Below are 7,819 nucleotides of genomic sequence, written 5' to 3' on the forward strand. Positions count from 1 at the left end.
GAGAACAGCAGGAGCTGGCCGGACCCGCCGGGCGGGTTCCAGCGGCTGAAATCGTCATGGTCGGGCAGCGCGATGCACTGCGCCGGCCGCACGCCCCGCGCGCGCAGCATGTCGAAGAAGCCCTCGGGCTTGGCGATCGCCGCGACCGCGACCAGCGGGCGTCCGGCCAGCGAGGCCAGCGGCACGCGGCTGCCGTCGCGCCCCAGGGCATGATCCGCGAGCCTGCGCCGGGCCCTGAAGCCGGCGAATGCGGGATGCTCGCCGGTATGGAGGACCAGGTCGCAGGGGCGTGGCCAGGGCTCGCGCAACAGGCCCGCCGGAAGCAGCCAGCCATTGCCGATGCCGCGGTCGTCGAAGACGCAGATCTCGACGTCGCGGGCCAAGGCGAGGTGCTGCAGGCCGTCGTCGCTCACGATCACCTGGGTCGACGGATGGCGGGCGAGTTGGGCGCGGACCGCCTCGATGCGGCGCCGGGCCACGAACACCGGGGCACCGGTGGAACGGCGGATCAGGGCCGGTTCGTCGCCGACCAGCGCCGGATCGCTGTCGTCCAGCACCTCCCGGCAATCCTGCGTGCTGCGGCCATAGCCGCGCGAGACGACGCCGACGCGCAGGCCGCGGGCCGCCAGGTGCCGCACGATCGCCATCACCACCGGCGTCTTGCCGGAGCCGCCGGCGATCACGTTGCCCACGATGACGACCGGCACGCCGGCAGCTTCGGTGCGCAGCACGCCCCGGCGATAGAGGGTTCTCCGGAGCGCGGCCAGGCCGCCGAACAGCAGCGACAGCGGCCACAGCAAGCGGGCCTGGACGCCGCGTTGCAGCCAGCCGTCCTGCAACTAGCGCCCCGCCTGCGCGGCCGACTGGGTGGCGAAGGTGATCTGCATCAGTCCGGCGCGGCGCGCTGCTTCCATCACCGTGATGACCGACTGGTGGGCCGCGCTGGCGTCGGCGCTGATGATCACGACGTTGTCCTTGGCGCCGCCGGCGGCGGCCGTCAGGGCTGCGGCGACAGTCTCGACGCTTCGGTCCGGCAGCACCGCCTTGTTGATCGAATAGCGGCCGTCGGCCGATACGGCGACGATCACTTCCTTCGGATAGTCGCGCTGGGCCTCGACGTCGGCCACCGGCAGCCGCAGCTGCATCTCGGTGAACTTGCTGTAGGTGGTCGACAGCATCAGGAAGATCAGCACGACCAGCAGCACGTCGATGAACGGGATCAGGTTGATCTCGGGCTCCTCGCGTGAGCCGTGGCGGAAATGCATTCTCATCGGCGCAGCGTGTCCAGATGGCGGGCGAAGCGCTCGCCGGCCAGTTCGAGGTTGAGCAGATATTCGTCGACCCGGCTGCGGAAATAGCGCCAGAAAATCAGCGCCGGAATGGCGATGATGAGGCCGAAGGCGGTGTTGTAGAGCGCAATGGAGATGCCGTGCGCCAGTTGCGCCGGGTTGCCCGAGCCCACCGCGCCGTTGGCCGGCGATTGCGAGCCGAAGATCTCGATCATCCCGATCACGGTACCGAGCAGGCCCAGCAGCGGCGCCGCCGACGCGATGGTCGCCAGCGCCGGCAGGTAGCGCTCGAGGCGGTGCGCCACCACGCGGCCGGCCGATTCCATCGACACCCGCAGGTCGTCCTCGGTCGCCATCGGGTTGGTGTTGAGGGCGCGAAAGCCGGCGGCCAGCACTTCGCCGAGGCCGGAGTTCTGTTCCAGCTTGGTGACCAAGTCGGGGCCCGGAATCGACGCCCGCGAGACCGTGATCGCCTCGTCGAGAAGCGTGGGCGGCAGGACCCTGGAGGTCTTGAGACTGGTGAATCGCTCGATGACGAGCGCCATGCCAATCACTGAACAGGCGAGCAATGGCCAGATTGGCCAGCCCGCAGCAACTATGATGGAAAACAAAGGATTCCTCCGGCCCATGGACTGTAAATGCGCGGCGATTATCCACCCGCGCAGCGCGTTGTTACGAGAAGTATTCGCGTCAGCGCCGTCCCACAGAATGTGTGGATAACTTTGTGATTAACACGCAGAGCAACCTGTCCAAAGCCGCGCTGGCTAGGCGTTTCCACGGATCGACTGAATATTGAGCAGCAGTTTTTTCAATGAAATCAATGGCTTGTACAACAACCTGTGCCTGTGATAGCGGTACCTCGGCTTTGGGGTGGGGTTTCGTCCGGCTTGTGGACGACTCAGGCTTGTGACAGCGGCAAAAATGATCGAACGTGAGCAATCGCCCTCGTCTGGCGTGAGAATTTGGGCGGTTGGCGCCTTGTGCCGGGCGATCGCCGATGCGCTCGACGCGCGCTTCAACCCGGTCAGCGTGCGCGGCGAAATCTCGGGTTTCTCGCGCGCCGCCAGTGGCCACTGCTACTTCTCGCTGAAGGACGAATCCGGCCAGCTTCGCTGCGCCATGTTCCGGCGCGCGGCGAGCCTGCTCGATTTCGCGCCGCGCGACGGCGACCAGATCGAAGTGCGCGGACGGCTCGCCGTCTACGAGCCGCGCGGCGACCTGCAACTGGTGGTCGAGAGCCTGCGCCGGGCCGGGCAGGGTGCCTTGTTCGAGCAGTTCCTGCAGCGCAAGGCCCGGCTCGAGGCCGAAGGGCTGTTCGATCCGGCGCGCAAGCGCGAATTGCCCACCCTGCCGCGCGCCATCGGCCTGGTGACTTCGCTCGGTGCCGCGGCGCTGCATGACGTCGTGATCGCATTGYGGCGCCGGGTGCCGCATATCCCGGTCGTGCTGGCGCCGGCGGCGGTGCAGGGCACCGGCGCGGCGGCGGAACTGGTGCGCTCGCTGCAGTCCCTCTATGCGCTCGAGCCGAAGGTCGACGTCATCCTGCTGGTGCGCGGCGGCGGCTCGATCGAGGACCTCTGGGCCTTCAATGATGAGACCTTGGCGCGCACCATCGTGCAGAGTCCGGTTCCGGTGGTCAGCGGTGTCGGCCACGAGACCGACATCACCATTGCGGACTTCTGCGCCGACGTTCGCGCGCCCACCCCAACGGCCGCCGCCGAACTGGTCGCGGCACCGCGCGAGTTGTGGCTCGGCGCGCTCGGCCTGCTCGAGGACCGGCTGCGCGACGCCCTCTCGGCCCGCCTCGACGTCCTGGGCCAGCGCCTGGATGTCGCGACCGGCCGGCTCGGGCGCCCCTCGACGCTGGTGGCGCGCCAGCGCCTGGGCCTCGCCCACCAAGCGCAGCGGCTGCACTACGYGGTGCTGTCCCGGACCGGCCGCTTCGCGCAGGCGCATCAGGCCTTGGAGGCGAGGGCGCCGCTCGGATTGCGCAGCACGCTCGCCCGCCATCACGAACGGCTCGAACGCGCCGCGCTGCGGCTGCAGTTGCTTGATCCCGCGCTGGTGCTGAAGCGGGGCTATGCCTGGCTGACCGATGCCGATGGCCGGGCGGTCACGCGGGCAGCCGATCTGGCGCCGGGCGACCCGGTCASGGCGCAATTGGCCGACGGCACGGTCGACCTGGAAGTGGTGCAATAAGGGCCGCAACAGGGACATCGCGGCGACGTCCGACGTCACGTGCACGAATCCTTCCTAGAATCTCCAATTCCCTCAACCAACCCGCGAGAAAAAAACATGGAACACGTTCTTCCTCCCCTGCCGTATGCACTCGATGCCCTGGCGCCCGAGTATTCGAAGGAAACGATGGAATACCACTATGGCAAGCACCACAATGCCTACGTCGTGAACCTGAACAACCTCCAGAAGGGCACCGAGTTCGAGAGCATGACGCTCGAAGAAACTGTCAAGAAGTCCAGCGGCGGCATCTACAACAACGCAGCCCAGATCTGGAACCACACCTTCTTCTGGAACTGCATGAAGCCGGCCGGCGGCGGCGAACCCAGCGGTGCCCTGGCCAAGGCCATCGACGCCAAGTGGGGCAGCTACGCGGCCTTCAAGGAAGCCTTCGTGAAGTCGGCTGTCGGCAACTTCGGCTCCGGCTGGACCTGGCTCGTGAAGAAGGCCGACGGCTCGGTGGACATCGTCAATACCGGCGCTGCCGGGACGCCCCTGACCACCGCCGACAAGGCGCTGCTGACGGTCGACGTCTGGGAGCATGCCTACTACATCGACTACCGCAACCTGCGCCCCAAGTATGTCGAGACTTTCCTCGCGAAGCTGGTGAATTGGGACTTCGCGGCCAAGAACTTCGGCTGATCCCCGGTCATCGAGAGCCGCAAAAAGCCGACCYGCRGGTCGGCTTTTTGCTGGCCGGGCGGCCGATTCAGCGGCGGTTGGCGAACAGTTCGCCGCCGAGTTTGGTCCCGGCCTTGATGTTCTTCTTCGCGAACCAGCCCTGGTTCATTTCGAGCACGTAGCGGACCGGCTCCTTGGAGCAGTGCGAATCCTCGGTCATCGGCTGCATGTCGGCCAGATTCACGATCCGGCCGTCGTCGGCGACGAAGGCGGCGGTCAGCGGCAGCAGGGTGTTCCTCATCCAGAAGCACTGGGTGGCGGGCTGCTCGAAGACGAACACCATGCCTTCGGTCGGCGGCATTTCCTGGCGGAACATGAGACCGATTTCGCGTTGCTGCGGGGTTTGCGCGACCTGGGCGTCGATCTGGTACATCCCGGCGGAAATTCGGACCTTGGGCAATTGGGTTTGCGCTTCCTGGGCGTGCGCAATGGCCGTCAACGAAACTGACAGCGCGAGAAGACGGAATAGGCGGATGAACATGGTCGACTTTCGGAACAACACGCAAACAAGAATGCCCGCGCGGGCGGGCATCGTCGATTGACCGGGAGCTTACCTCTTAATAGCCGGCATTGCCTGACCCAAAGGGGGGAAGCCGCTAGTCTATTCGCGAGGCGAAAAAAAGCGCTCCGTGGAGCGCTCTTTAAATAACCGGAAGGGTCCGATTACTGGGGCGTGCCGCCTTGCGGGTTCATCTTGCGAACGCTGCCGTCCTTGTTGCGGCGGCGGTCGTCGCGGGTGTTGGCACGCGCCTGGCCAGCTTCCGTTGAACGGTTCTGGGTCAGGCCGCCGGTGCCTTCATCGGTCTTGGCCGTATCGCCACCCTGGGGACGCACTTGGCCCTGGGGCTTGGTGGCACGACGCTCAGTAGCGCGCTGCTGGGACTTGGTGTTGGTTTGGGGGGCGGCTTCTTGCGAGGTGCCTTGTGCGAATGCACCAGCTGCGAATAGGCCGGCCATCATGACTGCGAGAACTTTGCTCATTTACGGATTCCTCAATGGAAATGGTTAGAAAACGCCTCCCGGCCAGCAGAGGGTCTGCCAACAAGCCGACGCGGCAGTGGTTGACACACCCGTCGGGCTCCTCCGGTTGCGTCTAAAATTCTAAGGCTATTCAGGCGACCGGAAACCCGGTGCGTCCCAGCCTTCATCTCTTCCGGAGTCCAGTTCTCATGTCCAGCTATCAGCACATCAAAGTCCCGACCGAAGGCCAGAAGATCACGGTCAACGCCGACAATTCGCTCAATGTGCCCGATCAGCCGATCATTCCGTTCATCGAAGGCGACGGTACCGGTTTGGATATCACGCCGGTGATGCTCAAGGTGGTCGATGCGGCCGTGGCCAAGGCCTACGGCGGCAAGCGGAAGATCCAGTGGATGGAGGTCTACGCCGGCGAGAAATCGACCCGGATCTACGGCCCGGACGTCTGGCTGCCCGAGGAAACCCTGCACGCCGTGCGCGACTACGTGGTGTCGATCAAGGGCCCGCTGACCACCCCGGTGGGCGGGGGCATCCGCTCGCTGAACGTCGCGCTGCGCCAGGAGCTTGATCTTTACGTCTGCCTGCGGCCGATCCAGTATTTCGAAGGCGTTCCGAGCCCGGTCAAGGAGCCCCAGAAGACCCATATGGTGATCTTCCGCGAGAACTCGGAAGACATCTATGCCGGCATCGAATTCGAAGCCGAGAGCGACAAGGCGAAGAAGCTGATCAAGTTCCTGCAGGAAGAGTTCGGCGTCAAGAAGATCCGCTTTCCCAATACCTCCGGCATCGGCATCAAGCCGGTGTCGCGCGAGGGCACTGAGCGCCTGGTTCGCAAGGCGATCCAGTACGCCATCGACAACGACAAGCCCAGCGTCACGATCGTGCACAAGGGCAACATCATGAAGTTCACCGAAGGCGGGTTCCGCGATTGGGCCTATGGCTTGGCGGCCAAGGAATTCGGCGCGGAACTGATCGACGGCGGGCCGTGGATGAAGGTCAAGAACCCGAAAAACGGCAAAGAAATAACCATCAAGGATTCGATTGCTGATGCTTTCCTGCAACAAATCCTGCTGCGGCCGGCCGAATACAGCGTCATCGCGACCCTGAACCTGAACGGCGACTACATTTCCGACGCCCTGGCGGCCCAGGTCGGCGGTATCGGCATCGCCCCGGGCGCCAACCTCAGCGACACCGTGGCGATGTTCGAAGCCACCCATGGCACGGCGCCGAAGTACGCCGGCAAGGACTACGTGAATCCGGGTTCCGAGATCCTCTCGGCCGAAATGATGCTCCGCCACATGGGCTGGACCGAAGCCGCCGACCTAGTCATCAGCGCGATGGAGAAGTCGATCGTCAGCAAGAAGGTCACCTACGACTTCGCCCGGCTGATGGAGGGCGCCACCCAGGTCAGCTGCTCGGGCTTCGGGCAGGTGATGATCGACAACATGTAAAAAGTGCCAGAAGCGTCCGTCCGGGCGCTTCGCTCCGGAGCCCCGGGCCGACAGGCGCCGGGGCTTTTTCATGGCCGCAAAAACCCTCCGGCAGTAGGCCTTTGCGCCGTCGGGGCATGCTGCTTGCATGAGTTCAAACGTGCTCTCCAGGCCGCATTCGCCTTGAATGTCACAAAGCCGCCACCAGTTGTGTCACATCGTCGAGTGCAACCGGCGGCGGCTCTATAAAATGAATTTCATGGCTACCAGAATCCCTTCGACCCCCAAGACGCCGCCGGCCGTGAAGCCGAGGCGGGACGATGGCGATGCGGTCGTGCTCGAACGGCGACCGCAGAAGACCGCGCCGCCCCAGATGTTCCAGGTGGTAATGCTGAATGACGACTACACGCCGATGGAATTCGTCATCGTCGTGATCCAGGAGTTCTTCAGCAAGGACCGCGAAACCGCGACCCAGATCATGCTCAAGATCCACCTCGATGGCCGAGGCGTCTGCGGGGTGTATTCCCGCGACTTGGCGGCCACCAAGGTCAACCAGGTGATGGAGGCGGCGCATCAGGCCGGGCACCCGCTGCAATGTGTCAGTGAACCGGTTGGGTGAACCTGTTGATTTAGGCGCGCTCCAACCCATCTGAGAAATTATTTACAGCAAGGCAAAAGGAAATCACATGATTGCCCAGGAACTGGAAGTCAGCCTGCACATGGCTTTTGTAGAAGCCAGGCAGCAGCGCCACGAGTTCATCACGGTGGAGCACCTGCTGCTCGCTTTGCTGGACAACCCGAGCGCCGCAGAGGTTCTGCGCGCCTGCTCGGCCAATGTCGACGACCTGCGGGCGTCGCTTACCAACTTCATCAAGGACAACACGCCCCAGGTGGCGGGTACCGACGATGTCGACACCCAGCCGACGCTGGGTTTCCAGCGCGTGATCCAGCGCGCCATCATGCATGTGCAGTCCACCGGCAACGGCAAGAAGGAAGTCACCGGCGCCAATGTGCTGGTGGCGATCTTCGGCGAGAAGGATTCGCACGCCGTCTACTACCTGCACCAGCAGGGAGTGACGCGCCTCGACGTGGTGAACTTCATCGCCCATGGCATCAAGAAGAGCGACCCGCCGGAAGCTGCCAAGGGCAGCAGCGACGCTTCGTCGGGTGAAGGCGAGGAAGGCGGCGGCGAGAAGAACGAGAAGT

At 64.4% G+C, this 7,819-nt stretch carries 10 protein-coding genes; 5 read left to right on the forward strand and 5 right to left on the reverse strand.

Features of this window, described 5'->3' with window-relative positions; all coding sequences use genetic code 11:
- The 3 genes from lpxK to AC1DY5_RS33915 form a co-directional block, all read right to left on the reverse strand.
- Positions 1 to 839, reverse strand: an 839-nt coding sequence (gene lpxK / locus AC1DY5_RS33905) for a tetraacyldisaccharide 4'-kinase (RefSeq protein ID WP_478118664.1), incomplete at its 3' end; no start/stop codon positions are given.
- Positions 840 to 1,265: an ExbD/TolR family protein gene (locus AC1DY5_RS33910; RefSeq protein WP_478118677.1), complete on the reverse strand. Its 426-nt coding sequence runs from the start codon at positions 1,263 to 1,265 to the stop codon at positions 840 to 842. It lies immediately after the preceding gene.
- Between the two features lie 2 nt (positions 1,266 to 1,267).
- Positions 1,268 to 1,900 carry a MotA/TolQ/ExbB proton channel family protein gene (locus AC1DY5_RS33915; protein ID WP_478118666.1) on the reverse strand — a complete coding sequence of 211 codons (633 nt, stop codon included), beginning with the start codon at positions 1,898 to 1,900 and terminating at the stop codon, positions 1,268 to 1,270.
- A gap of 310 nt (positions 1,901 to 2,210) precedes the next feature.
- Between AC1DY5_RS33915 and xseA the strand changes: the two genes are divergently transcribed.
- Both xseA and AC1DY5_RS33925 read left to right on the forward strand, forming a co-directional pair.
- Positions 2,211 to 3,488 carry an exodeoxyribonuclease VII large subunit gene (xseA, locus tag AC1DY5_RS33920; RefSeq protein WP_478118668.1) on the forward strand — a complete coding sequence of 426 codons (1,278 nt, stop codon included), beginning with the start codon at positions 2,211 to 2,213 and terminating at the stop codon, positions 3,486 to 3,488.
- Positions 3,489 to 3,584: 96 nt separating this feature from the next.
- The gene (locus AC1DY5_RS33925; protein WP_478118670.1) at positions 3,585 to 4,166 is read left to right on the forward strand and encodes a superoxide dismutase; all 582 of its coding nucleotides are present in this window, start codon (positions 3,585 to 3,587) and stop codon (positions 4,164 to 4,166) included.
- A gap of 67 nt (positions 4,167 to 4,233) precedes the next feature.
- On the opposite strand, the gene AC1DY5_RS33930 is transcribed toward AC1DY5_RS33925, so the two are convergent.
- Together AC1DY5_RS33930 and AC1DY5_RS33935 are read right to left on the reverse strand one after the other, a co-directional pair.
- Complete coding sequence (locus tag AC1DY5_RS33930) at positions 4,234 to 4,686, reverse strand: DUF192 domain-containing protein (protein WP_478118672.1); 453 nt, start codon at positions 4,684 to 4,686, stop codon at positions 4,234 to 4,236.
- A 182-nt stretch (positions 4,687 to 4,868) separates the two neighbouring features.
- A complete protein-coding gene (locus tag AC1DY5_RS33935) occupies positions 4,869 to 5,186 on the reverse strand; it encodes a cell envelope biogenesis protein TolA (RefSeq protein WP_478118673.1) in 318 nt (105 codons plus the stop codon).
- A gap of 188 nt (positions 5,187 to 5,374) precedes the next feature.
- Here AC1DY5_RS33935 and icd point away from each other — a divergent pair, with 188 nt between their 5' ends.
- From icd to AC1DY5_RS33950, 3 genes are all read left to right on the forward strand, one after another.
- Entirely contained in the window at positions 5,375 to 6,634 is a 1,260-nt protein-coding gene (gene icd / locus AC1DY5_RS33940; RefSeq protein ID WP_478118674.1) for an NADP-dependent isocitrate dehydrogenase, read from the forward strand.
- Between the two features lie 238 nt (positions 6,635 to 6,872).
- A complete protein-coding gene (gene clpS / locus AC1DY5_RS33945) occupies positions 6,873 to 7,232 on the forward strand; it encodes an ATP-dependent Clp protease adapter ClpS (RefSeq protein ID WP_478118679.1) in 360 nt (119 codons plus the stop codon).
- 67 nt (positions 7,233 to 7,299) lie between these two features.
- A partial coding sequence (locus AC1DY5_RS33950; protein ID WP_478118675.1) for a Clp protease N-terminal domain-containing protein occupies positions 7,300 to 7,819 on the forward strand: 520 nt, incomplete at its 3' end.

The sequence above is a fragment of the Variovorax sp. P4_D9 genome, from assembly GCF_056401695.1.